Source organism: Snodgrassella sp. B3088, assembly GCF_026535815.1.
In the GTDB taxonomy this organism is placed as follows: domain Bacteria; phylum Pseudomonadota; class Gammaproteobacteria; order Burkholderiales; family Neisseriaceae; genus Snodgrassella; species Snodgrassella alvi_E.
On the sequence record NZ_JAFNPG010000002.1, the window covers coordinates 1 to 23,048 of the forward strand.

The 23,048-nt window shown below is 42.9% G+C and carries 18 protein-coding genes; 3 read left to right on the forward strand and 15 right to left on the reverse strand.

Annotated elements, in window-relative coordinates:
* Positions 1 to 453: 453 nt before the first annotated feature.
* Both J3U75_RS00475 and J3U75_RS00480 read right to left on the reverse strand, forming a co-directional pair.
* A complete protein-coding gene (locus J3U75_RS00475) occupies positions 454 to 1,323 on the reverse strand; it encodes a hypothetical protein (protein WP_267390017.1) in 870 nt (289 codons plus the stop codon).
* A 534-nt stretch (positions 1,324 to 1,857) separates the two neighbouring features.
* The gene (locus tag J3U75_RS00480) at positions 1,858 to 3,492 is read right to left on the reverse strand and encodes a calcium-binding protein (protein WP_267390018.1); all 1,635 of its coding nucleotides are present in this window, start codon (positions 3,490 to 3,492) and stop codon (positions 1,858 to 1,860) included.
* 614 nt (positions 3,493 to 4,106) lie between these two features.
* Between J3U75_RS00480 and hslO the strand changes: the two genes are divergently transcribed.
* Positions 4,107 to 5,021: an Hsp33 family molecular chaperone HslO gene (gene hslO / locus J3U75_RS00485; protein WP_100157074.1), complete on the forward strand. Its 915-nt coding sequence runs from the start codon at positions 4,107 to 4,109 to the stop codon at positions 5,019 to 5,021.
* A gap of 74 nt (positions 5,022 to 5,095) precedes the next feature.
* On the opposite strand, the gene J3U75_RS00490 is transcribed toward hslO, so the two are convergent.
* The 6 genes from J3U75_RS00490 to J3U75_RS00515 all read right to left on the reverse strand — a co-directional run bounded on the left by J3U75_RS00490 (position 5,096) and on the right by J3U75_RS00515 (position 9,562).
* Positions 5,096 to 6,418, reverse strand: a complete 1,323-nt coding sequence (locus tag J3U75_RS00490; RefSeq protein WP_267390019.1) for an aminopeptidase P N-terminal domain-containing protein — start codon at positions 6,416 to 6,418, stop codon at positions 5,096 to 5,098.
* A gap of 2 nt (positions 6,419 to 6,420) precedes the next feature.
* Entirely contained in the window at positions 6,421 to 6,807 is a 387-nt protein-coding gene (locus J3U75_RS00495) for a VanZ family protein (RefSeq protein ID WP_267390020.1), read from the reverse strand.
* Entirely contained in the window at positions 6,804 to 7,013 is a 210-nt protein-coding gene (locus J3U75_RS00500; protein ID WP_100139870.1) for a dioxygenase, read from the reverse strand. The genes J3U75_RS00495 and J3U75_RS00500 overlap by 4 nt, the downstream gene beginning before the upstream one ends.
* A gap of 69 nt (positions 7,014 to 7,082) precedes the next feature.
* Positions 7,083 to 7,811: a YebC/PmpR family DNA-binding transcriptional regulator gene (locus tag J3U75_RS00505; protein WP_267390021.1), complete on the reverse strand. Its 729-nt coding sequence runs from the start codon at positions 7,809 to 7,811 to the stop codon at positions 7,083 to 7,085.
* 166 nt (positions 7,812 to 7,977) lie between these two features.
* Complete coding sequence (locus J3U75_RS00510) at positions 7,978 to 8,460, reverse strand: low molecular weight protein-tyrosine-phosphatase (RefSeq protein ID WP_267390022.1); 483 nt, start codon at positions 8,458 to 8,460, stop codon at positions 7,978 to 7,980.
* 1 nt (position 8,461) lies between these two features.
* Positions 8,462 to 9,562: a conjugal transfer protein gene (locus tag J3U75_RS00515; RefSeq protein ID WP_267390023.1), complete on the reverse strand. Its 1,101-nt coding sequence runs from the start codon at positions 9,560 to 9,562 to the stop codon at positions 8,462 to 8,464.
* Positions 9,563 to 9,775: 213 nt separating this feature from the next.
* Between J3U75_RS00515 and htpG the strand changes: the two genes are divergently transcribed.
* Entirely contained in the window at positions 9,776 to 11,674 is a 1,899-nt protein-coding gene (gene htpG / locus J3U75_RS00520) for a molecular chaperone HtpG (protein ID WP_267390024.1), read from the forward strand.
* Between the two features lie 319 nt (positions 11,675 to 11,993).
* Positions 11,994 to 12,407: a DUF2628 domain-containing protein gene (locus J3U75_RS00525; RefSeq protein WP_267390025.1), complete on the forward strand. Its 414-nt coding sequence runs from the start codon at positions 11,994 to 11,996 to the stop codon at positions 12,405 to 12,407.
* 342 nt (positions 12,408 to 12,749) lie between these two features.
* Here J3U75_RS00525 and J3U75_RS00530 read toward each other — a convergent pair whose 3' ends face one another.
* The 7 genes from J3U75_RS00530 to J3U75_RS00560 form a co-directional block, all read right to left on the reverse strand.
* On the reverse strand, positions 12,750 to 14,129 hold the full coding sequence (locus tag J3U75_RS00530) for an amino acid permease (RefSeq protein WP_267390026.1): 1,380 nt from the start codon (positions 14,127 to 14,129) through the stop codon (positions 12,750 to 12,752).
* Positions 14,130 to 14,211: 82 nt separating this feature from the next.
* Positions 14,212 to 15,462 (reverse strand): kynureninase, encoded by a 1,251-nt coding sequence (gene kynU, locus J3U75_RS00535; protein WP_267390027.1) that lies wholly within the window; start codon positions 15,460 to 15,462, stop codon positions 14,212 to 14,214.
* 149 nt (positions 15,463 to 15,611) lie between these two features.
* Positions 15,612 to 16,991, reverse strand: a complete 1,380-nt coding sequence (locus tag J3U75_RS00540; RefSeq protein ID WP_267390028.1) for an amino acid permease — start codon at positions 16,989 to 16,991, stop codon at positions 15,612 to 15,614.
* 155 nt (positions 16,992 to 17,146) lie between these two features.
* Positions 17,147 to 18,604, reverse strand: coding sequence for an NAD-dependent succinate-semialdehyde dehydrogenase (locus J3U75_RS00545; protein ID WP_267390029.1), 1,458 nt, complete (start codon positions 18,602 to 18,604; stop codon positions 17,147 to 17,149).
* 80 nt (positions 18,605 to 18,684) lie between these two features.
* A complete protein-coding gene (gene gabT / locus J3U75_RS00550; RefSeq protein WP_267390030.1) occupies positions 18,685 to 19,959 on the reverse strand; it encodes a 4-aminobutyrate--2-oxoglutarate transaminase in 1,275 nt (424 codons plus the stop codon).
* 422 nt (positions 19,960 to 20,381) lie between these two features.
* Entirely contained in the window at positions 20,382 to 21,587 is a 1,206-nt protein-coding gene (locus J3U75_RS00555) for a sugar efflux transporter (protein ID WP_267390031.1), read from the reverse strand.
* Positions 21,588 to 21,937: 350 nt separating this feature from the next.
* Complete coding sequence (locus J3U75_RS00560) at positions 21,938 to 22,939, reverse strand: asparaginase (RefSeq protein WP_267390032.1); 1,002 nt, start codon at positions 22,937 to 22,939, stop codon at positions 21,938 to 21,940.
* Between the last annotated feature and the right edge of the window lie 109 nt (positions 22,940 to 23,048).

Consider the following 23,048-nt stretch of genomic DNA (forward strand, 5'->3'; position numbering starts at 1 on the left):
ACCGCCCAGATTACCAATGGAATCATAGCGGCCAAATCGATCCTGATTAATGAAAGGTACCGGCTGCTGTTTGGCTTTGTCATTATTATCAGAACAGCCAGCCAGCAAAAGCAGGCCAGTTAAACAGACAGCTTTAGCATACGAAATCAATAAATTTCTCATACTGATGTCTCCTATCAGACTAAAGTACAAATTAGCATAATTTTAAGATAATGCAAACAAAAATATATACAAAAATTAACTAATGTAATNAAAATATTAACGCTAAATGGATTATTATGTTTTTAATATATATGCTATCTACTGAATATAATTAGCGTAAAATAGCAAGCAAACCGGAATTTCTTTTAAAAAATGGCAAATTGGCTGAATGAGGTTGTATCAATATTACATGCATTGTTCCAAAAATCATTACTTCAATTAGTGGTATAAAGGGTATGCATCTGTTTCAATTTATACCTTGCCTGCCTGTTTTTTAATTAATTTGCCATCATTAGTCACCACCCAGCTATCCAGTATGGCAGCGATATTTTTTTCGGTTTGTTGCCATAACTTGAGATAGGTACGGTCGTAACTAATACTGACTTTTACCGGAAAATTTTTGATGAAAAAATCATGCTTACAATATTTTATCTGACCGACCGTATCGCAAAGGATTAGGGTTTTAATGTCATTATTTGAATCCTGATAAATATATAAATCATTTCCGATAATATTATCTTCCCATGGTTGATTGGTTTTAGGGTTTATACCGTTATTGGCCTGATAATAGGTTAAGCCAAATATTTTATTTGCCTGTTTGAAATATTCAAAATTCCAAGTTTCTTTTGTCGATTTCAGAATATTATTAAACCACTGGTTGAAAGTTCTTGGTTGATTGGGGCTGAATAAGTTATATACATTAGTATAACCCCATGGAAAATGCTTGGCCTTTGGAATTAAGATTTTGATATCTTGTTTATAATCACTATCAGTTTGTTCGTTTTTGCTTTTTACTGCACCATCGGTTAGTCGATAATCAAAATCTAATTCTTTTATAGGCATCTGATAGGTAATAGGCGGTTGCTTATTTATACTGCTTGTATCAAAATTTTCTGTGGCACCAATATAGCTCACTTCAGTATAAAGAACGCCACTGGGAATACTGACCGGTTTACCCCCCAGATTACCGATGGAATCAAAGCGGCCAAACCGGTCTTGATTGACGAAAGGTATGGTTTGGTGTTTGGCTGCATTATCTTTATTATTATCAGAACACCCTGTAAGCAAAAGTAGGCCAGATAAGCAGACAGTTTTAGTATACGTTATTAATAAATTTCTCATACTGATGTCTCCGGTCATATTGCTGGATAAATTAGCATAAAATTTAGATGATACAAAAAAATATATATCTATTCTTGTAATTTTATATTAGTTTTAAGGCTATAGATATTCACTGTTAATTCTGATTTATATAACTAGAAAAAAGAAGAATACTGTAAAAATGGCAAAGACTAAGGCTGATGTGGATTTGAGATATCTGGAAATAACGGTGTTTTATTTGTTTTGATGTGTAATCAGATATAAATATAACTTAATAGCAATACTGTTAAGTAATAAAACTAATCAGCTTACTAATATAATCTACTTCTTTATGCCGCTCTAGTGAATTTGCCTATGATTAAAGGCAAAGAAATAGTGATTAGCTCCTGAACTTTTATATAGCTAATCATACGTGTACCATCTATCAGGATATTTATTACTATTATTTGCTAACATCTCATCATTTTTAGTATCTACACCGAGATTTTGGTAGCAATAAATTAACCTGCCATTATGGAAATGGCAGGTGTGATTGAACAAAATACGTGTAACTATTTATCCCCACATGGAAGAAACTTGGGATTGTTGGGTAAATTGCTGCATCTGGCTAACCATATCAGCTGATAATAATAAGTTTGCTTGATTGTTATAATCATGACGATCAATCCCATGAGCTGTGTCAAATGTAGCCATAGCATCAACCAGTTGTTTAATTTGGCTGGCTCCTATCTGTTTGCCATCAGCAGTAACAATATTGTAATGGTCAGAGTTAGAATAGTCTCCCCACATACTTACCACTACCTGATCACATGAACCAATATGTGTAATGGTTAGCTGGCCTTGGAATAAATTGAACCAAAGCTCATTACTGTTATATTCGGTGAAATTTAGAGTATTCATTTCTCCATCTAAAAACTCAGATTCATAGATAGAATCCATTCCGTGTTTGGCGCCAAAAATATATGTATCGTTGCCAGTACCGCCGGAAAGCATATCGTTGCCGGTACCACCAATCAGAATATCATCTCCGTTTCCGCCATCCAGATAATCATTGTTGCTGCCACCATCTAAAATATCATTTCCATCGCCACCCATTAGGCTATCAGTATTACTGCCGCCAGTCAGAATATCGTTTCCTTTTCTTCCGTATAAGAAATCTTCTCCAGCGGTGCCAGTTAAAACCAGATCGTCATATTGCCTTGGGTCATTATCATCAAGTGCTACATTGTCAGAGCTGGTATCAATGGCAGGTATAACTTTGATATCGGCCGGAATATCTTTAGCGGTTAATGAGCGATCATCAAAAGTAAATTTGAAATCGTCCTTTTCATAAATAAAGAAATTCAAAATAGTGACAACATCTTCATTGCCATAAGCTTTAACAAGGAGATTATCTCCTTGTTGAATAAACTGTACTTGATCAGCAGATGCACCCTTAAATACAAATTCATTCATGTATTTAAAATCATAATTGTCGTATGCTGCAGCATCAACAATATCCTGCCCATGACCTTTTTCGAATAAACATAAGCTGTTTCGGGCAGTGGTCTTTATATAGTCATTACCCTTTCCACCATTTATGAAAGTATATTCTGAGTTTTCAACGCTTATATAATCATCACCATCTCCACCCTCAAGAATGCTATAGCTCCCTAAGCCATATAATGTATCGTTACCTTTGCCTCCAATTAAGTGGGTAGCAGGCACAGTATTATTAAGTGGCCATTGGCCTAATGTATCCCCTTCCACTGAAGCAGATTCTACTTCCCCCTGTTTGAGTTGATTCAGAATTTCTGCTACATTTTGGCCCGTCTGTTGTGCCACGCCTAAGGCTACATCCACCACATCTAGTATTTTATCTTCAGAGATAATAGTGAATGCACGGTACAGGGGGCTCAAAAAATAACTCGGTAGCCTGATGCTGTCTGCGTTGCCATAAGGATGGATGATTAAATCGTCATCTTCGCGAGTGAATACAATATCTGAAGCCTTTGCGCCTTTTAGTACAAGTTCATTACATTGATTTAAAAAAGGTAATTCAGAAATACCCCAGTCTGAAAGGATAAACTGTTTACCTTGGCTGCCCTGAAATATATAACGATCACTTTTCCACTGCCGATCTGGCTGATAGCAATTGTCTTCAGATAAGATAATGGTGTTCATTTCTGTTGTATTTTGTATGTCGGACATAATTATTTCCTGATATCTGCGTTGCTTGGGAGAAATGATTTCAGCTGTTTTTATGCTGAATTTTTAAATGAGTGTTGGTTAGTCTATACCCGATGAGACTTGGGTAATTTTGGACGAAATTCTATTGCGTTCTCCAATTCGTTTTTCATAGGTATAGGTGTTTAATTGGTGTTATGAATTGTTAAAATAACACAAATGTTTTATTCCATCAAGTTATATTATGGATTAGTGTATTGAAATATTTAATTTTTTATTGAGTTTCTATTAATATTTCTAATGAATTTTTACTATCTATTGGTATGTATGTTTGTTAGTGCTAAGGTTAATTCTGAATTAAATATTTTAAAGTATGTGTTAATTGAATTTATGTTTTTAAGATTTATATCTATTTAATATTATTTAAAATTGATTTTTTCAGTTTAAACTTATTATTTTTGATTTAAGAATGGGAGAAGATTTTTTTATAAGTGTATATGTGATGGTTCTAAAGGTTGTGAGGCAAACTGATGTTTTGCTTAAAAAATGAGCTTTGCATTTGTTTGTATTGAGGTCCGTAACTTGATTTTTATGTTGTAGCAGCCATATTAATTCTTTATTTTGTCGGGGTTTTGATGATGGCAGAAACTAAGTTGATATCGGCGGATCAATTGACACGATTTGTGTTTGATGATTGTCCGGTGCGTGGTCTGCATGTGAATTTGCAAGAAGTATGGCAGCATGTAGCAGAGAATAAAGCTTATCCTAAGGCGATTCACCGTGCTCTGGGTGAGCTGACTGTTGCAGCGGTGCTGCTGGCGAGCAATCTGAAGTTTGATGGTAATCTGATTGTACAGGTGCAGGGTAAGGGTGTGCTGAAGATGCTCGTTGCTGAAGCTACATCGGCTGCTACCTGCCGAGCTACAGCACGCTGGGATGAGTCTGCAAAAATCGATGAAAATATGTCGCTCGTGGATTTGCTGGGTGAGGGCGGTATGTTTGTGCTGACTTTACAGCCAGCTCAGGGTGAATCTTGGCAGGGTATGGTGGAGCTGGCCGGAAACAGTATTGCACAGATGCTGATGAATTATATGGCGCGTTCTGAGCAGCTGGCCACGCATATTACGCTGGCCGCTGATGAATCAAAGGCAGGCGGGTTGTTATTGCAGAGGCTGCCTGAGCAAGATATCAATGATGATAGCTGGGCTGAATTGTGTGCTCTGGCAGAAACGCTGACGGCGGATGAGTTGTTAAAGTTAGATGTGCAGACTTTACTTTTTCGCCTGTTTCATGAACATGAGGTACGGCTGTTTTCGCCGCAAAATGTGGAGTTTGCCTGTACTTGTTCGCGTGGCAAGGTTAGCGATATGTTGTTATTGCTGGGCGGACAAGAGGTGGGTGAAGCTGTAGCTGAGCAAGGCAGTGTAGAGGTGAACTGTGATTTTTGTCATGAACGTTATGTATTTGATGAAGCTGATGTCAATGCTTTGTTTGGCAGTAATGTGGTTGCCACAGCCCAGCAGGAGCTGGCAGCGCGTCAAATCAATCATTAATGCTTTAAGCTGAAAAAACAGCCAGTTCAATAACTGGCTGCTTTTTTATACGCTGATGTATCTGAGATGCTAACTTAATGTTGCATTAACGCTTCTATTTCAGGAATGGTTTTGGGTACAGAGGCGGTGAGTACTTCGTTGCCGTTTTCTGTAACCAATATGTTGTCTTCGATGCGGATGCCTGTATTGTGAAATGCTTTTGGTATATCATCTGCGGCGCTGATATACAAACCGGGCTCTATAGTGGTGACCATGCCTGGCTGTAGTAATATAGGTTGTTCTTGATTATCGAAACGACCACCCACATCATGAACATCTAGACCTAGCCAGTGGCCAAGGCCATGCATGTAAAAACGGCGGTAAGTCTGCGCTTCGATGTTTTGTTCCAGACTGCCATGCAGTATGCCTAGATCGATTAGTCCTTGAGTAAGCATTTGGATAGCCGAAGTGCTGATGGTTTGCCAGTTTGCTTGTTTGACTGTGGAAGCTATGCTGGCTTGATTCACCGCCAGTACGATGTCGTAAACATCTTTTTGAGCACTTGTAAAACGGCCGTTTATGGGAAAGGTACGGCTAATGTCTCCGGCGTACATTTGATACTCAGCACCGGCGTCAATCATGAGTAGCTCATTTGGCTTAAGCTGGCAATTATTGCTGACGTAATGAAGACAGCAGGCGTTTTTGCCACCGGCTACGATGCTGTTGTAGGAGGGAAAACGTGCTCCGCGCTGCATGAATTCGTGCAGGATTTCTGCTTCTACCTGATACTCGAATTGCCCCGGACGTGTGGTCTGCATGGCTCGTATGTGTGCTTGTGCGCTGATTTCGGTAGCAATGCGCATGATTTTTTGTTCGTGCTCATCTTTTATTAGGCGCATAGGGTCGAGTATGGTGGCAAGATTCACCATGCTCTCAGGTGCGATTGTACTGCCGTTGGTTTTGCGGTAATTAGCTATGCGAGCAATTTCATACCATAATTCCTGCACTTTCGAATCATTGTCGGGATAGAGTCCCCAGAGAGCAAACAGGTGGCGATGGCCGGGCAGGGCTTTTTTGAGGTAAGCCGGCCACTGGCTGATGTCATCGGCGCAATCAAACGCAAATACTTCGCGCGCAGCGCTGTAGCCATAGCGGAAACCATTCCAGATTTCATGTTCGGGGTCTTTGTTGCGGCACAGTAAGGTAGCGCTGTGCTCGCGCCCGTTGAGAATCAGGGCTGAACCAGGTTCGGGAAAACCGGTGAGATAATGAAAATAGCTATCCTGTCGGTAAGGGTATTCGGTGTCGTTACTGCGTCTTTGTTCGGGTGCGGCAAAAATAATAGCCACTCCATCTTCGCCAATTTGACTAAGTACATGTTGGCGTCGCTGCCGGTAAACGTTGGTGTCAGTATCCATTATTAGTATTTCTCCCTGCTGCCGTTGCGGCGAGCAGTTTGTATTTGTTGAGCCAACCATAGTGCGAGTATGGCACCGCTAAGGTCGGCAATGGCATCCATTATATCGCCATTGCGAGTGGTAAACAGTGCTTGAATGATTTCGCTGGTGGCTGCCCAGATAATGGCGCTGATGAGAAACAGACGTTGGGGTATGGTGAGGCCAGCACTGAAATAGGCTTTGGCCATTAACCAGAATTGGCCAAAAAACAGGCCGAAGTGGCAGATTTTATCGAACTGTGGAATAGGCACAGGATTGCCGCTGGATTTGAAAAACAGAAAATAAATGCTAGCTAGAAACCACACGATGGCAATGAGCAGCCATTTGTTGAAAAAAAGGGTTGCTTTCATCGGGATTCTGCTTCGCTTAGCCATTGCTGGCACAAAGATGCAAGGCGAATGAATTTATTACCGCGCTGTAAAAATAGCTGTTGCCATTGCTGTATGGTTGCTGTATCCGGTGCTTCATCTATGCTGCATTCATTTAACCAAAAATCGAGAACTTCGGCACATTCTCCGGCAGAAGCAGTTTGAAAAAATTGGGTAGTGGCTTGCATGAATTTGAGCGTTTTGTGCCTGTTGAGGGGAGGTAAGAAAAAACGGACTGGATAGCAGTCCGTTTGGCTTTATTCGGTTTCCAGTACCGCGGTGGTGTAGACGTTCTGAACGTCGTCGAGATCTTCGAGAGCATCAAGTAAGCGTTGCATTTTTTCTGCCTCTTCACCTTCTAGTACCGTTTCATTGACCGGACGCATGGTGACTTCGCCGTCAGCAGCTTGAAATCCTGCTTGTTCGAGTGCTTCTTTGATGCTGCTGTACTGATAAGGCTCTGTAATGACTTCTTTTGAACCGTCTTCCTGTATGATAACATCATCCGCACCGGCTTCGAGGGCGGCTTCCATGAGGCTATCTTCATCAACGTCGGGGCTAAAGAGTAAATAGCCCTGATGAGCAAACTGAAAGGCTACAGAACCATCTGTACCCAGATTACCGCCGTGCTTGGTAAAGGCATGGCGTACATCGGCTACGGTACGGGTTTTGTTGTCGGTGAGACAGTCTACCATCACTGCAGCACCACCTGTACCATACCCTTCATAGCGCAGTTCTACATATTCGACACCTTCGAGATTGCCAGTGCCTTTGTCTATGGCACGCTGAATATTGTCTTTAGGCATGTTGGCATCGGTGGCTTTGTCCATTGCCAGACGCAGGCGCGGATTGGCTGATGGATCACCGCCACCTAGTCTGGCGGCAATGGTAATTTCTTTAATCAGGCGGGTGAAGATTTTGCCGCGTTTGGCATCCTGACGCCCTTTACGATGCTGGATATTGGCCCACTTGCTGTGTCCTGCCATTTTAAAATCCTTGTTTCTATGATGATTTTATGTATCAAAACAATGCCAAAGCTTTTGGCTTTGGCAGGTTTTAACGCCATCAAATAATTGAAATATGGTATTAATTTTACCATATTGCTTTTTTATTGAGTAGGCTGCTCTATGGTTTGTATTGAGATGAAGCAAGCTAGAGTTTTTGTATGTGTTGGCGTTGCCAATGATTTAACCATGCAATGCAGCCTGCATGGATGATGGTGTAGGTTTCGCTAAAATTGCCGCTGAAATAGGGATCGGGGACATAATCGTATTCACTTTCTGGCAGCAAGTCGGTAATTTTGTAAACTTTGTCTGGACGGCTATCGCCGAAAATACGGGCTAAATCATGTAGATTTTTGTCATCCATGGCGATGATATGATCGTAAATGGCGATATCTTCTGGCCTGACCTCGCTGCTTTGAAATCCATCGCTGTTGATATTATGAGCACAGAGAATTTGTTTTGTGCCTTGATGCATGTCTTCGCCGTTGTGCCAGCCGGATGTACCGGCACTGGCTATTTCAATTTGTTCACTCAGCCCTTTTTCTGCTACGAGTTTGTGCAGGATATATTCGGCCATGGGTGAACGGCAGATGTTACCTAAACAGACAAATAATACTTTGGTGGCCGGCATGTCAATGACTCCGCGGAAATAATGGATTATGCCCGATCATGTTGATGGATTGGGCATAGCTGGGTAGTTGTGCTTGCGCACTGATGGGCTCATGCAGTAGGTGGATGTTTTCAACATGGCATTCGGCCAGTAAATCTATGAAATTTTGTACGATGGTATCGATATCATCCGCTTGAGTAAGCGGCCAGCGGAAAATCTGCGGCTGAAGTTCGAATGCGCTGTCGGTAGCGTTGAATCCAAACAGGATATTGCCACCATCTTGTGCTGCGATGACCACGCCCACGCGCGGGCTTTGCAAGCGAATAGAACGGATGGCATTGGTGGTAAATACATCACACGCCATACGCAAACGCATGGCACTGCCGCTGCGTAAGGCATTGAGTGGTGATTGCGGTGGCAGCGGATTAGTAAATAATGTGGCTCCGGCACTGGCTAGATGGGTTTGCCAAACCTGCATCAGGGGTAGGGCGGTATCTGCTAGCTGATGGCCGAGGGCTGGTAGGATGTCTGAGCCGGCAAAGCCAAGTGCGTAAAATACTTGTACTGACTGGCCCGTTTCCACTATAAGCGGGGTGTGCGGCAGCTGACTGAGAAATTCTGCAGCGCTTTGTGGATTTTGCTTGGCAGCGAACCATTGACTGGCCTTGATGTGGGTCAGGGTGGTGTCATTGATCAGGTGTGGTGCCCAGTGGATGGTTTGCCAAGCATCTGTCCATGGTTGGTTTTTAAAGATTTCAGCTATGGCAGTTACTGGGATAGTGTCGGGAAGACAAATATTTTCTTTGGCTCCACCTACAACGATGACAGGCAGTGCGAGCCATTGTACTTCTGTGGGTGTGTGTGCCTGTAAGACGTTTTCTAGGCTTTCCCAGAGGATGTTGTATATCTTGCTGCTGGCTGCCATGGACAAGGCTACGGCTAGGTTGGTGTAATGATTTTGAGCCAGCATGCGGCTGATTTCTACATGCAGGCTTTCGCGGGCAAGGGTGGTCTGTGCTTTGGATGTGGGGTTGGCCAAGCTGGCTGCATGCATGAGCAGGTCGTTTTTGACTGGATCAGTTGGAAATGCCCTTGTATCAGGCAGACAGTGATGTGTGTTCATGATGTTGTGTCTGTTTAAGTAGACTTGTGTAAAGATGATATTGTAGCAATTAGTTTTGTGTGAAACGAGTACAGGGGTATTTTCTGTTTGTGACCCGTGGAATTTTATACTTTAGATTGCTGCGGATTTGATTAGCTGTTTGGCTTGAAACTGAATCGGGCTGCCCTTATTTTTATCTAACAACAATTATTTTTGGGTAATTCGAGAACAATTATGAAACAAACACACAGTTTTCAGACTGAAGTTAAGCAGTTGTTACACCTGATGATTCACTCTTTGTACAGTAATAAAGAGATTTTTTTGCGAGAGCTGATTTCCAATGCGGCCGATGCCTGTGATAAGTTGCGCTTTGAATCATTGAATGATGCTTCTTTGCTCGGTGATGATGCTGAATTCAGAATCACGGTAACTGCGGATGCGGAAGCCAAAACGATTACGGTTTCTGATAATGGTATTGGTATGAGTGAAGCAGATGTGATCGAGCATCTGGGTACGATTGCCAAATCGGGTACCAAAGCGTTTTTGGAAAAGCTGACAGGTGATGATAAGAAAGATGCCAATTTGATTGGCCAGTTTGGTGTGGGCTTTTATTCTGCTTTCATTGTGGCCGACAGCGTAACTGTTGAAAGTCGTAAAGCTGGTGTGGCTGAAAATGAAGGGGTGCGCTGGGTAAGTGCCGGTGACGGTGAATTTACTGTTGAGCCGATTAGCAAAGCTTCTCGTGGTACTGATGTGATTTTACATCTGAAAGAAGATGAGAAGGATTTGCTGTCTGACTGGACTTTGCGTCGCATTGTGACGACTTACAGTGACCACATTTCTGTGCCAATTTATATGAAAAAAGCACCGGAATATGATGAAGAAGGTAATGTAAAACCATCTGATGAGCTGGAGGTGGTGAATCAGGCGCAGGCGCTGTGGCAACGCCCGAAAAATGAAATCAGTGATGAGCAGTATCAGACATTTTATCGTCATGTTTCACATGATTATGATGATGCGTTGGCATGGACTCATTTTCGGGTAGAAGGCCGGCATGAGTATACGGGTTTGCTGTATATCCCTAAACATGCACCATTTGATTTATATGAACGTGAACCCAAGCATGGGGTGCAGTTGTATGTGAAACGTGTATTTATTATGGATGACGCAAAAAAGCTAATGCCTTCTTATTTGCGTTTTATCCGTGGAGTGATAGACAGCAGTGATCTACCACTGAATGTATCACGTGAAATTCTGCAGGAAAGCCGTGATCTGGATACGATTCGTGCAGGTAGTGTGAAAAAAGTTTTGTCATTGCTTGAAGATTTGAAGAAAAACCAGCCGGAAAAATATACTGAATTCTGGCAGGTATTCGGGAATACGCTGAAAGAAGGTATTGCTGAAGATTTCAGTAATAAGGAAAAGATTGCTGGTTTGTGTCGTTTTGCTTCCACCCATAATGATGGTAGTGAGCAAAATGTTTCACTAGCTGATTATATTGGCCGCATGAAGGAAGGTCAGGAAAAGATTTATTACATTACCGCCGATAGTTATGCCGCAGCAAAAAACAGTCCACATTTGGAAATCTTCCTGAAAAAAGGTGTTGAGGTATTACTACTGACTGACCGTGTGGATGAATGGGTAGTAAATAGTCTGCCGGAATTTGATGGTAAGGCTCTGGTGAGTGTGGCCAAAGGATCACTGGATCTGGGTAATTTGGCCGATGAGGAAGAAAAAGCGGCACAGGCAAAAACCGAAGAAGACAATAAAGAATTGGTAGAACAGATCAAGACTGCACTGGGCGATAAGGTGGAAGCTGTGCGGGCAACTGCACGGCTGACAGATAGTCCAGCCTGTTTGGTAGTAGGTGAGCATGATATGAGCCAGCATCTTGCACGCATGCTTGAGGCTTCGGGTGCTGCCGGACAAATTCCGCATACGAAACCTACGCTGGAAATTAACCCCGAACATCCGCTGATTAAGAAAATTGCTGTGGAACAAGACGAAGCTCAGCGTAATGAGTTGGCTGAGCTGGTGTATGACCAGGCACTGTTGGCTGAGGGCGGTAAGCTGGAAAATCCGGCTGCATTTGTGAAACGTATGAATCATTTGTTACTTACGATGAATCAGTAATAGAATTTTTTAGTCTAAGCTGCCTTATTTAAGGCAGCTTTTTTATGTCTAAGTAATTTTTTGATTTTAATATATTGCTGAGTGATGCTATTTGTATTAATGGCTATGAAATGAATTTTTTCATGTTTTGATGCAGATAATGGCAGAGGCATGAGTTATTTATCTTCTAAAATATACATATGACTATTTTTGAATCAAAATTTCAAATATCAGTAAATAAAATAATAGGATAGATTGAAAAATTGGTTAAATTGAAATATTATCCGTTATTAAATGTAATAAAAATTTTATTTTTTTAACAATAGTTTTAGGTGAAACGATGGATGATAATAGTCAGGAAAATTTTGCTTTTTCTAATTGGGGTTTAAGTAACGCTTGGCAATTCAGATTTGAATTTTATGAAGAAAATGGTTTGCCTGAACGTAAAAATGCATCAAGATTTAAAGAGGCATTTAAAGCTTTACCTATGGGTAAGCGTTTTATATTAGCAAATAATATAGGTTCATTATTTTTCGGTCCACTGTATTTTTTATGTACAGGCATGTGGCGGAAAGCTATTGTCTTGTTGTTTCTCTTAATATTTATTGATGCTTTTCTTTCTGCTATTGGTGGAAAAAATTCGATTATAATTTTTGTAAATATGTTTAGCTCAATGGTACTTGCCAATCCGGCTTATTATTTACACCGAGTAAAAAAATCCAAATCTTTTAATATATTTGAAGGAGTGTTTTAAGCTGACTGAATAATACTCTACTCATAATTGTGAAACTTTAGCTGATATTTATTTGGTATAGATTTCCGTCATATATTTATTGATTCTATTTTCTCAGAAAATAAATAGTCAAATTATATATTTTGAATAAATGATAAGTTTGTGCTGAAGTAGTAATGACAATTTTTTAGATAAATGTGCAAATATTGTTCATTATATTGCATTTGAAAAGCATATTTTTATTTAGTATATTAAGAAAATTATTTTTATCTATTTGTAATAATATGTGGTAATGTTTAAGAAATAAAAAAGCAGCTTCAGAGTAAGGCCTCGAAGCTGCTTTTTTATTTGAATAGGAAAGATTTACTTCGCTGTGCTTTTTTTATGACAGGCCTGAATGAGATAGGCTAGTACTAAGCACACTAGAAAAGGAAGACCAAATAGAAGGGTGGCGTGGAAAATCGGTGTAAACCATGTGGTTACCAGAATACTGATAATGGATATTAAACCGGCCAGCGTAATATAAGGAAATCCGGGTACACGAAATTTTAGTGTCTGCTGCTGTCTCTGCATGCGGATACGAAAACACAGATGGGTCAAAAATACGGCTCCCCAACTGAACAAAGCACCAAACATAGATAACGCTATCATTACTGGAAAAGCGCTTTCCGGTTTAAACATATATACCAGTGCCGCTACAGCAATCCCCGCAGAAGATAAAGCCAGCGCATTCAATGGCACACCGTTGCTTTTCACTTTACCAAGAATTTGTGGTGCTTCGTTGGCGCGAGACAGGCTGAACATCATACGTGTGGCGATGTAGAGCATGCTATTCATTGCAGAAAGTGCGGCCACGATAACAATAAAATTAAGGATGCTATCTGCATACGGAATGCCGACGTTTTGCATGACAGTGACAAAAGGGCTGGTACTACCTGTTTTGATTAGTTCCTGCCATGGTACCAGCATTACTATCAGACTGAGTGCAAGTAAGTAGAAAATCAACAGTCGCGCTAGTGTACCTCTGAAAGCTGTTTTTACTGCTTGCTCGGGGTGAGTGGCTTCTCCGGCGGCAATGGCAATCATTTCGATGCCCAGATAGCTGAATATCGAAATAATCACACCTGTCCAAATACCCGAAAATCCGTGCGGGGCAAAACCATTGCCAAACAGATTGTGCTCAATGCGGATGATACTGCCTTGTGATACCAATACAGCCACTGCCAGCAAAATGAATACTATGATGGCAAATATTTTAATGGTTGAGAACCAGTACTCTACTGAACCAAATGCTTTAACACTGTAAGCATTGACGCCAATCAAACAGCAGGAAAACAGGGCTATCCATACCCAAGAATCTACTTGCGGAAACCAGAATTTCATGTATTCGGCAATGGCGGTGACTTCTGTACCCACGGCTAATACGATGCAAGCCCAGTAACTGTAGCGTACCAGAAAGCCGGCCAGTGGGTGCAGATAGAATTCAGCATAAGCGCCAAATGAGCCGGATGTGGGATGCTGGACGGTCATTTCTGCCAGACAACCCATAAGTGCCAATGCAATTAGTCCGCCAAGGGTATAGCTGATAATTACTGCAGGGCCGGCAAAGCCGATAGCAAATTTGCTGCCTAAAAACAAGCCGGTACCAATTGCACCGCCAATGGCAATCATGCTCATCTGGCTGGCAGATAGTTTTTTATGCAGGCCGGTTTCCCGCGACTGTATACGCTCGAAATTGCTCATCTTTTTTCCTTAGGATGAGATGCACAAGCCGAGCAGAAGATTCACGCTCGGCTTTTAGCTGTCTGAATGAAAGAACGGTCTATCAGGTTACTTGCCCACGTGTATGAAACTTAGGCTGTGCCCATTCCTGATTGATCAGTACCTGTTTCAAATGCTGAACAGCCTGCCAGATATCGGTATAGCTCAGGTATAGCGGTGTGACGCCGAGCCTGATTACTTCGGGTTCGCGATAGTCACCAATTACCCCGCGGGCAATCAGAGCCTGTACAATGGCATAACCATGTGGATGGCGTAGGCTAACGTGACTGCCGCGATGCTCATGTTTGCGCGGGGTAATCAAGGTAAGTCCAAGGCCGGCACATTCCTGCTCAGTGAGGTTGATGAGTAAATCGGTCAGTTGCAGTGATTTGTGTCGTACGGCTTGCATATCAGTTTGGAGAAAGATATCAACACCACACTCTATAAGGCTCATAGAGACAATTGGCTGTGTACCGCAGAGGTAACGGCGAATGTTGTCGGCAGGTGTATAGCTGACTGCCATCTCAAACGGTTTTTCGTGTCCCCACCAGCCTGATAATGGCTGGCTGAATGCGGTCTGATAGCGCTGATGCACCCATAGCATGGCAGGAGCACCAGGGCCACCATTAAGGTATTTGTAGGTACAGCCGATTGCAAAGTCGCTATTACTACTATTTAAATCAATGGGTACGGCACCGATGGAATGACATAAGTCCCAAATAAGCAGGGCACCATGACTATGCACAAGTTCATTGGTGGATGCCATATCGTGCAGGTAGCCGGTACGATAATTGACATGTGACAGCACAACCACGGCAGTATGCTGATTAATGCTTTCGGCCAGATCTGCTGGTGTATCGACTAACTGGAGTTGATAGCCCTGATTAATCAGCGCCATGAATCCTTCAATCATGTAGATATCTGTGGGGAAAGAATCACGTTCGGCTATGATGATTTTACGGCGGTTGTCTTTTTGCTGCTGAATATCGACCGCGGCTGCCAGTACTTTAAAAAGATTAAGGCTGGTGGTATCTGTAACGACGGTTTCATTTTCTTTAGCTCCTATGAGCTGGCCGATTTTGTTGCCAAGCCGCAGCGGCAAATCCCACCAGCCGGCTTTGTTCCAGCTGTTAATGAGGTCTGTGCCCCATTGTTGATTAATTACAGACTGTGCTCGCTCTGAGGACTGACGGGGCTTTGCGCCGAGAGAATTTCCATCCAGATAGATTATCCCTTGTGGTAATTCAAACTGGGTTTTAAATGCTGCCAGTTTGTCGCTGGCATCCCATTGCTGACATTGTTCTTGTGTAATCATTGTGCTCAGGTTGAATCTGAAAATGAATAGTGTACTGAATTGCAGCTGGTGATGGTAAATAAATTCACAATATATTTAGTCTGGTTAAGCTGTATCAATATTTTTCGGATTATGAAATCCTATGCAAGGCTATGTTGCATTTGATTTATTCAATACAGTTTTTGACTGCCGGTTTTGAATATTTGAGCCAACATACCCATCAGCAGGATAATGGCAGCCAATATGCTGGTGTAAATTACTTCATATTTATAGGTACCTTCGAATATCATGGTGAAGATGGATGCAATGATCAGAGCGATAACCAAATAGGTGAGCCAAGGAAAGCACCACATTTTAAAATTAATGGTTTTGCCCTGCTTTTCCAGTTTTTTGCGTAAAAATAATTGTGAGAAGCTAATAGCCAGATAGACATACAGAGCAATGGTGCCGGTAGCGGTCATCAATACGTCGTAAACATTCATTTTAGCTGTAGCAGTAAGGTATACGGCCAGTAAGGTAAAAACACAGGATACTAATACGCCAATTTGTGGGCTGCCGTTTTTTGAAGTATAGGCCATCATCCGGTGGGCATCGCCGCGTTTGGCTAATGAATAGAGCATGCGTGAGCAGGTATATAGAGCCGAATTAAAACAACTGAGTACGGATGTGAGTACAACGAAGTTAACAATGTGACGTGCCTGTGGAATACCGAGAGAAGTAAGTACCACGCTGTATGTGCCCCAAGTGGCATCCTTCAGATGCGGGTCGTTGTAATGAATCAGACACACGGTGATAAAAATTGAACCTACATAAAACAGAATAATGCGCCAGACTACGGATTTGGTTGCTTTGCGGATTTCTGTAGCTGGATGGCTGGATTCAGCAGCGGCAACAGTAACGATTTCAGCTCCTATATAAGCAAACATAACCCCAAGCAGTGCGGTAACCACGGATGAGATGCCATTGGGCATAAAGCCCTGACCGGTTAAATGCGACCATCCTTGTGCATCTGCCTGTCCCCATGGCCATAAATGCATGATGGCCAGACTGCCTATAATCAGAAATAGAACAATGGCGACTACTTTGATAAGGGCGAACCAGAATTCAAATTCGCCGTAATTCTTTACATCCATTAGATTGATGATGACTAATGCGATGGTTACTGCCAGCATGTAGCCCCAGATGGGTATCAGCGGAAACCAGTTGTTAAGAATTTTACCGGCTACATAAGCTTCCCAGCCCATTAGTAGAGCCCAAAAATACCAGTAAAGCCAGCCTATACTGAATCCAGCCCAGCGGCCGATGGCAATATCGGCATATGTGGAAAAAGAGCCACTGTCGGGATGAGCCACGGCCATTTCACCGAGCATTCGCATAATCAGCATCACCAATAGACCACCAGCAGCATAAGCCAATATGGCAGCCGGACCGGTATGAAAAATTACTGAACCCGAACCGATAAAAAGGGCGCCACCAATTACGCCAGCTATAGATATCATGGTCAAGTGGCGGGATTTCAGTCCATTTTTTAATGTAGATGACGTACTCAATGTTTTCTCCTCTAAAAGAATTAGTGCCAGACAGACTAATTAAGTCAATTGCAGCCCGCAAAAAGTCTTCCTGATCGATGCAGAGCATTCAGGTTTTTTTATAATTGCAGCGGGGAATGCGGCAGCATGGAAGAATGCTGCCGCTGATTCAGAATTTACTGATCGATACCGGCCAGTAATATGTATTTGATTTCAAGGTAATCTTCAATGCCGTATTTGGACCCTTCACGTCCAAGGCCAGATTGTTTGACGCCACCAAATGGAGCAGCTTCATTCGACAACAGGCCGGTATTGATGGCTACCATGCCATAATCCAGATTTTCGCTGACACGTACGATACGGCCGATGTCTCGACTGTAAAAATAGCTGGCCAGTCCGAATTCTGTATCGTTTGCCCAGCTGACCACTTCTTCTTCGCTGTCGAAGCGAAATACTGGTGCCAACGGACCGAAAGTTTCTTCACGTGCCACTTTCATTTCCTGTGTCACATTTTTCAGCAGGGTGGGCTGAAAGAAGAGTTCGCCGTGATGGTCTGCAGTACCTCCGGTTACAATTTCTGCACCTTTGCTTACTGCGTCAGCAATGTGTTCCTGAACCTTGTTTACAGCACTGGCGTCAATCAAGGGACCGACAGTGACATCTTGTTCTAGCCCATTGCCGATTTTCAGTTTAGCGATGGCCTGTGCCAGTTTGCTGACAAACTCATCGTAAACTGCGCTTTGTACGTATAAGCGGTTGGCACAGACACAAGTCTGGCCGGCATTTCGGAATTTGGAAATCATTGCGCCTTCAACGGCGGCATCGATATCGGCATCGTTAAATACGATAAATGGTGCATTGCCGCCCAGCTCCATGGAAACTTTTTTCACGGTGCCGGCACATTGCGCAATCAGTTTGCGGCCTACTTCGGTGGAACCGGTGAAGCTGAATTTTTTCACCCGTTCGTCTTCGGTAAGTACTTTGCCGATTTCACTTGAGCTGCCAGTGATAACATTCACTACGCCGGCTGGAATGCCAGCACGTTGAGCTAGTTCGGCAATAGCCAGTGCAGAGAGCGGGGTTTGTGATGCAGGACGGATAACAAAAGTACACCCAGCAGCCAGCGCCGGCGCAATTTTGCGCGTAATCATGGCATTGGGAAAGTTCCACGGGGTAATCGCGGCACACACACCTATCGGCTGCTTGAGTACCATAATGCGTTTGTCTTTGGATGGTGCTGGTATGGTGTCGCCGTAAATGCGTTTGGCTTCTTCGGCATACCATTCTAGATAAGATGCACCATAGGCAATTTCACCTTTGGCTTCGGCTAAAGGTTTGCCTTGTTCTGAGGTTAGGATAATGCCTAAATCTTCCTGATGCTGCATCATCAGCTCAAACCAGCGGCGCAGCAGATTACTGCGTTCTTTGGCTGATTTGGCCTGCCATGGTTTCAAGGCAGCCTGTGCCGCGGCGACGGCACGTTCTGCTTCTGCGGCGCCCATGCGTGGTACATCGGCCAGATTGTGTCCGTTGGCCGGATTGATAACTGAAATAACAGCGCTGTTATCAGCATTTACCCATTGGCCATTTATCAGACATTGGGTTTTTAAAAGTGCAGGATCATGCAGTTGCATAATTTTTTTCCAAATTAACTGTATCAGACATTACAGGCTGCCGAATATGCGGTGAGCACCGGCAGCTTGCTGAGTAGTTATTATTGAGCCTGACGCACGGCTGCTTCAAGTATGTTTAGTGCTTCATCAAATACATTGTCTTCAATGGTGAGCGGGTACAGGCAGCGGATGACGTTATAGTACTGGCCGCAAGTGAGAATCATCAGTCCGTTTTCAAGTGCTAACTGCTGAACTTTTTTGGTCATTTCGGCATTGGGTTCGGACGTGCCTGCTTTCACTAGTTCAAGTGCAACCATGGAGCCGGGGCCGCGTACTTCGGCAATTTCTGGTATGGTTTGTTTCAGACTGTTGAAGCGTTCCTTTAAACGGTTGCCCAGCACTGTGGCGCGTTCACACAATTTTTCGGTTTCAATCACATCGATCACAGCATCAGCCGCAGCCAGACCCAGCGGGCTGCCTGCATAGGTACCACCCAGACCACCGACTACCGGTGCGTTCATAATAACTTCTTTGCCTACTACGCCGGATAAGGGAAATCCACCGGCCAGAGATTTGGCAATAGTCATTAAATCGGGTTCAACACCTGTCCATTCTGTGGCGAACAGCTTGCCGCTACGGGCAAAACCAGACTGGATTTCATCAAAAATCAGCACAATGCCGTGTTCATCTGCCAGCTGTCGTAAAGCGCGCAGGAATTCATTTGGGGTAACATTGAAGCCTCCTTCACCTTGTACTACTTCGATGATGATAGCTGCAACGTCGCTGGCGGCCAGATGGCATTTAAAAATATTATGCAGACCATAAAGGGCATCCTCTATGCTCACGCCATGTAAAGCGTTGGGATAGGGCGCATGAACGATGTCGGCTGGAAATGGCCCAAAATCAACTTTATAAGGGGCAATTTTACCGGTTAAAGCCATGGTTAAATTGGTACGGCCATGAAAAGCACCATTGAAAGCAATGACGCCGCGGCGTTTGGTATAGGCTCGAGCAATTTTGATGGCGTTTTCTACTGCTTCGGCACCGGAAGTAACAAACATTGTACGTTTATCGCCGGAGATGGGCGCACGTGCATTGATTTTTTCGGCGACTTTGGCATACAGCTCATACGGCACGGTATTAAAGCAGGTATGAGAAAATTTCTGCAACTGGTCGGCCACAGCCTGTTGAACTTTAGGATGTAGGTGGCCGGTATTGAGTACGCCGATGCCACCGGCAAAATCAATATAACGTTTGCCTTCAGGTGTCCAAAATTCGGCATTTTTAGCGTGATCAATATAAAAGTCACACATAAAGCCGACTCCACGCGGGGCGGCAGCCAGCTGGCGCTGACGCACGTTGCTTGTTTGATTCATAAAATTTTCTCCAGAAAAATGTAGACCGGCCTGAGCTGGTGTTTTCGCATACTGAATGTATGGTAATGCGATGTAACTATGTCATTAACTGACTGTATTTATTCAACCAAAAAAGATTTGGATTTTTTTGATAAGTTACGGGATTAAATTTGCACTGTCAATGCAACCGAAAGATGCATGTGCAAAAATTATGGTTTTAAATGCTGAATGAGTGGAATTATATAATTTTATCTGTATTAATGTTGGTAATTAGTATTGCAAACTGATTTAATATGGTTATTTAATTGCTTAATTTATGCATATATTCTTTTTTTGATGGGCGCTCGCCATACAGAAATCTGAGTTTAGGTATATGTTGTAAAAAAAGCTGAACCGTTTAGTTCAGCCTGAAAGATGGCCAGAAATGGCTCAGGATGTATGAATTAATTTTTTAGGTGTTTGGTCTTATGTACCGGATTGGTAATTATTAGGCAGAAAATCAGGGAAACCGATACCATGATTAAAGCAAGGATATAAATTAAATGATGACCAAAATTGGCAGAAGCGGTGCCTTGCAACATACCGGCCAGAATAATGCTACACGAAATACAGTTATTAAATAGTGTTGAGGCTACTCCTGTCCGCCCTGGCAGCAGGTCCTGAAAATATATCAGTCCAATACTGGCTACAATACCGATAAACAGGCCATTGAATAGTTGTAGCGAAATCAGTATCCATTCTTTCTGACTGATAATCATGCCTATATAGAAAATGATGCCACATAATACGGCAAAGCAAATTAGGTTTTTATTTCCAAAACGCGGTACCAGCATGCTAGCCACCAGCATGGCCGGAATTTCAATGGCTGCGGCTACGCCCATCAAATGTCCGGGCAGGGATGGGGCGGATGGCAAAATCTGGTTCAGATACAGCGGCATGTCAATTAAATACATCATATTGGCTGTGCCCATGCTGATTGAAGCGATAAATAAAAACATCACGTTGCGGTTGCGAAATATTTTTTCTTTTGGTTCTGAAGTTTTGCTGGCTGGAGCAGAACGTCTGATAGCAGGAAAAAACATAAAAATAATTAGGAGAGCAACCAAGAACATAGCCGCTGCACTCAGATACATGGTGGTAAAACCATATTTAACTGCCAATGTAAAGGATAAGGGCGGTCCGATAACCCATGCTAATGATAACTGGGCGCGGAGTATGCCGTTGAATACCACGACATTACGTCCGGTATGGTCGGTATATTCGCGTGCTGAAGCAAAAATCTGCGGCATTGCAGCTGACGTGAATGCGGAAAAAAAGATACCCACAGAGATAAGCAATAGGTAGTGGCGTGAAAAGGCGAAGGTAATACAGTTGCCGATGCCCATCAGACAACAGAATAAAATAATATTGCGGCGGATACCTTTATTATCTGAATACTGCGCCAGAAGAAAACTCACAACAATACCAGCAATGGCATTGACTGAATAAAATAGGCCGATCTGATAGGGATTAGCTTGCACTTCTTTCGCCAGATAACGGCTGAGAGTGGGTGCCTGTAGCGCACCGGCAATACCAATAATGAATGCGGCCACCAGAAAAGAACCAAGAATAATATAGGCCTTTTGTTTCAAACTAATTTTTTCTTCCACGCTTAATTTATCTATACTGAAATAAAAGTGTTATATCACATATCTGCTGATACATTGTAAAAGCTGGTACCCAAAGGCTGTTTAATAAGTAAAGCGCGATCAGAGAAATTGTTAATAAATAAATTAAATAGCGAATATAAATGCTTGATAAACAATATTTCAAATAGGATACAGGTGATAGTGGAAATACATGAAAATGAAAATTGAAGATTTTATTTGTTAATCAAAAAAATTTTTTAATTAATAATGTTATTAAGATAAAAACAAAAATAATATTTTTTTGAGTATATCGGGATATGCAGGATAACAGGTTGGTTTCGACAGATTATCCTGCATTATGGTAGAACCGGTTAAATCAGCTGTTGCTCTTCTAACAGATTTTCAATTTTTTCTTTACTCCAATGATTGCTAGCAGCGAGAGTCAGAATGGCTACAGCGGTTTCCAGATTGCATTTACCGCCATTAATCACGCCAGCAGCGCGCAGTTCATGTCCTTGGGCATAAACTGCGGAGGCGTTGCCTTGCAAAACTTGGCTGATATTTAATACCGGTATGGATTGTTGACTGATGTGGCGAATGGCTGCCAGAAAGCTTGCATCAGTTGGTGTATTGCCATTGCCGTAGCTTTGCAGTACCACTCCGTCCGGCGCGTTTTGATTTAGGCTGGCGCTAATCATATCTAGATTGGCTCCCGGTGTAAGGGTAAAACAATGGATTCGAACGGTGTTGCTAATGCGGTAGCTTGCTGGTGCAGTAGAGGGGGGTGTGGCCGGAAGGTTAGTGTTAAACCAACCTTCGGTAGCCGACCATTGTGCCAGTGTGCCAAATTGTGGGTTGGCAAAAGCCTCCGGCCGCTCGGTACTGATTTTTACACTGCCAATTGCTGGCCAGAGCTGGCCGTTGAATGCGATAGCGGTCTGATTAAAATCGCGCAAGCTAAACGCGGCCAATGCTGTACGCAGATTCAGTGGGGCATCGCTGTTATCAGCTGCTAGTGGCAGCATGGCGCCAGTCAAGATAAGAGGAATACCTAGCTGTGGCCTTGCAAGTGAGATGATATTGGCAGTATAAGCCATGGTGTCCGTACCATGCAGAATCAGCAAGCCATCATAATCTGTGGCTTTGCTGTCTGTCCATTCTAAACAATGTTGCCAGTTGTTCAAGGTAATGGCCGACGAATCAATCAAGGGGTCGCTGATAAACCAGTCACAATGCACTTCTTTACTAAATTCCTGAAAAATGGGGGCGGCCAGACGCGGCAGATCGTTTGCCGGCGCTAGTCCGGCAGGAGTGGACTGCATGCCGATGGTGCCGCCAGTGTAGTAAACAGCCAGATGTTTCGGTGTTGTCATAAAGATTCCGCCTTTCCAAAGTTTATGGGTAGCAATCGCAAGCATAGCATGAACGGGTTTTGTTCAGGCTGGCTTACGCGTACAATAGCGGTTTTTCTGCGTCTGAAAT

What these genes read in the sequence shown, in the direction of transcription:
- hslO (WP_100157074.1), top strand. Translation starts at nt 4,107, where the DNA reads ATGGCAGAAACTAAGTTGATATCGGCGGATCAATTGACACGATTTGTG.
- J3U75_RS00545 (WP_267390029.1), bottom strand. Translation starts at nt 18,604, where the DNA reads ATGCAACTGCATGATCCTGCACTTTTAAAAACCCAATGTCTGATAAAT.
- J3U75_RS00515 (WP_267390023.1), bottom strand. Translation starts at nt 9,562, where the DNA reads ATGAACACACATCACTGTCTGCCTGATACAAGGGCATTTCCAACTGAT.
- J3U75_RS00505 (WP_267390021.1), bottom strand. Translation starts at nt 7,811, where the DNA reads ATGGCAGGACACAGCAAGTGGGCCAATATCCAGCATCGTAAAGGGCGT.
- J3U75_RS00530 (WP_267390026.1), bottom strand. Translation starts at nt 14,129, where the DNA reads ATGAGCAATTTCGAGCGTATACAGTCGCGGGAAACCGGCCTGCATAAA.
- J3U75_RS00480 (WP_267390018.1), bottom strand. Translation starts at nt 3,492, where the DNA reads ATGTCCGACATACAAAATACAACAGAAATGAACACCATTATCTTATCT.
- J3U75_RS00510 (WP_267390022.1), bottom strand. Translation starts at nt 8,460, where the DNA reads ATGCCGGCCACCAAAGTATTATTTGTCTGTTTAGGTAACATCTGCCGT.
- htpG (WP_267390024.1), top strand. Translation starts at nt 9,776, where the DNA reads ATGAAACAAACACACAGTTTTCAGACTGAAGTTAAGCAGTTGTTACAC.
- J3U75_RS00500 (WP_100139870.1), bottom strand. Translation starts at nt 7,013, where the DNA reads ATGCAAGCCACTACCCAATTTTTTCAAACTGCTTCTGCCGGAGAATGT.
- gabT (WP_267390030.1), bottom strand. Translation starts at nt 19,959, where the DNA reads ATGAATCAAACAAGCAACGTGCGTCAGCGCCAGCTGGCTGCCGCCCCG.
- kynU (WP_267390027.1), bottom strand. Translation starts at nt 15,462, where the DNA reads ATGATTACACAAGAACAATGTCAGCAATGGGATGCCAGCGACAAACTG.
- J3U75_RS00525 (WP_267390025.1), top strand. Translation starts at nt 11,994, where the DNA reads ATGGATGATAATAGTCAGGAAAATTTTGCTTTTTCTAATTGGGGTTTA.
- J3U75_RS00495 (WP_267390020.1), bottom strand. Translation starts at nt 6,807, where the DNA reads ATGAAAGCAACCCTTTTTTTCAACAAATGGCTGCTCATTGCCATCGTG.
- J3U75_RS00475 (WP_267390017.1), bottom strand. Translation starts at nt 1,323, where the DNA reads ATGAGAAATTTATTAATAACGTATACTAAAACTGTCTGCTTATCTGGC.
- J3U75_RS00490 (WP_267390019.1), bottom strand. Translation starts at nt 6,418, where the DNA reads ATGGATACTGACACCAACGTTTACCGGCAGCGACGCCAACATGTACTT.
- J3U75_RS00560 (WP_267390032.1), bottom strand. Translation starts at nt 22,939, where the DNA reads ATGACAACACCGAAACATCTGGCTGTTTACTACACTGGCGGCACCATC.